At 38.1% G+C, this 1,384-nt stretch carries 1 protein-coding gene; it reads left to right on the forward strand.

Features of this window, described 5'->3' with window-relative positions; all coding sequences use genetic code 11:
- Positions 1-88: 88 nt before the first annotated feature.
- Positions 89-1,384, forward strand: a protein-coding gene (locus AC6CHR_RS25020) for an IS3 family transposase (RefSeq protein ID WP_498251900.1) whose coding sequence is annotated in 2 segments (ribosomal slippage) — positions 89-461 and positions 461-1,384 — 1,297 coding nt annotated over the 2 segments. Because the reading frame shifts where the segments join, the coding sequence is not laid out codon by codon here. This gene is flagged as partial in the annotation.

Genomic DNA, 1,384 nt, shown 5'->3' on the forward strand with positions numbered 1-1,384 from the left:
CCCCGGATAACGGACACTGATAAAAAAGTGCCCTTATCCGGGGTTTTTGTGTTTCAATAGATTTAATGAATATGGGCGGAGGATTGTCATGAGTAAGAATATATATAATGAATTTCAAATCAAAGAACTAGAGAAAAATACAAATGTGTTAAGTGTTTCTGAACGTTCAATTTCCTATAATCCCGACTTTAAGATTAAAGCAATAAAGGAATACAAAAGTGGAAAAACACCAACCCAGATCTTTATTGAACAGGGTTTTGATCTCGATATGATTGGAAAGGATCAGCCCAAGCGTTGTCTAAGGCGTTGGAGAGTTACATTTGAAAGGTTTGGAGAGGAAGGTTTCCTTACGGAACGTCGTGGTAAAGGGAGTACAGGGCGTCCTTCATCAAAGCAAATTTCTATTGAAGAGAAACTTAGAAAAGCGGAAGCTAGAATCAAATTCCTTGAGGCAGAGAATGACTTCTTAAAAAAGCTGGAAGAGCTAGAAAGGCAGGCGTTGAAGAGGAGACCGTTTTAACGGCATCTGAGAAGTTCTCTCTTATTGAGAAAACGATTAGATCACACCAGTTAAAGAAAGCTGTTTCCTACCTTTGTGATCTAGCTGGTGTAAGTAGAAGTGGCTACTATGATTGGTTAAGGGCTGCACCTATACGAGCGCGACGTGACGAAAAGGACGAATTAGATATCGAGTTAATCCGGAAAATCTTCATAAGCAAAAAGGAGAAAGTTGGTGCCCTCCAAATCAAAATGATCATGGAAAATGATTATTCGGCTGTGATGAACCATAAGAAAATTAGACGTTTGAAGGGGAAGTATAATCTTGAAACAAAAGTAAGGCAGTCAAAACCTTATCGTAGGATGGCTAAGGCAACCCAAGAACATCTAACCTGTTCAAACCTTCTAGACCGGAAATTCGATCAGAAAGAACCAGGGCGAGTACTGCTTACTGATATAACATATCTCTATTACGGGAAGGGGCAAAAAGCTTACTTATCGTGTGTAAAGGATGGAGCCACAAAAGAAATTGTAGCCTATCACCTATCCACAACTTTAGAGATGGAAATCGTCTATAAGACTTTAAATAAGTTAAAACAAGCTGTAGGAGAATACTTTCATCCAGAAGCTATATTACACTCAGATCAAGGTTTTCACTATACTCATCCACAATTCCAAAGAAAAGTAAGAGAGCTTGGATTAACACAATCGATGTCCCGAAAGGGAAACTGTTGGGATAATGCGCCAATGGAAAGCTTTTTTGGACACTTTAAAGATTTAGCAGAGTATAAATATTATGATAATTTAAGAGATGTTAAAATTGAAGTAGACAGAGTAATCGAGGAATATAACCATCACCGTTATCAATGGGGCTTAAACAAAATGA

The sequence above is a fragment of the Metabacillus sp. GQ13 genome (assembly GCF_059758525.1).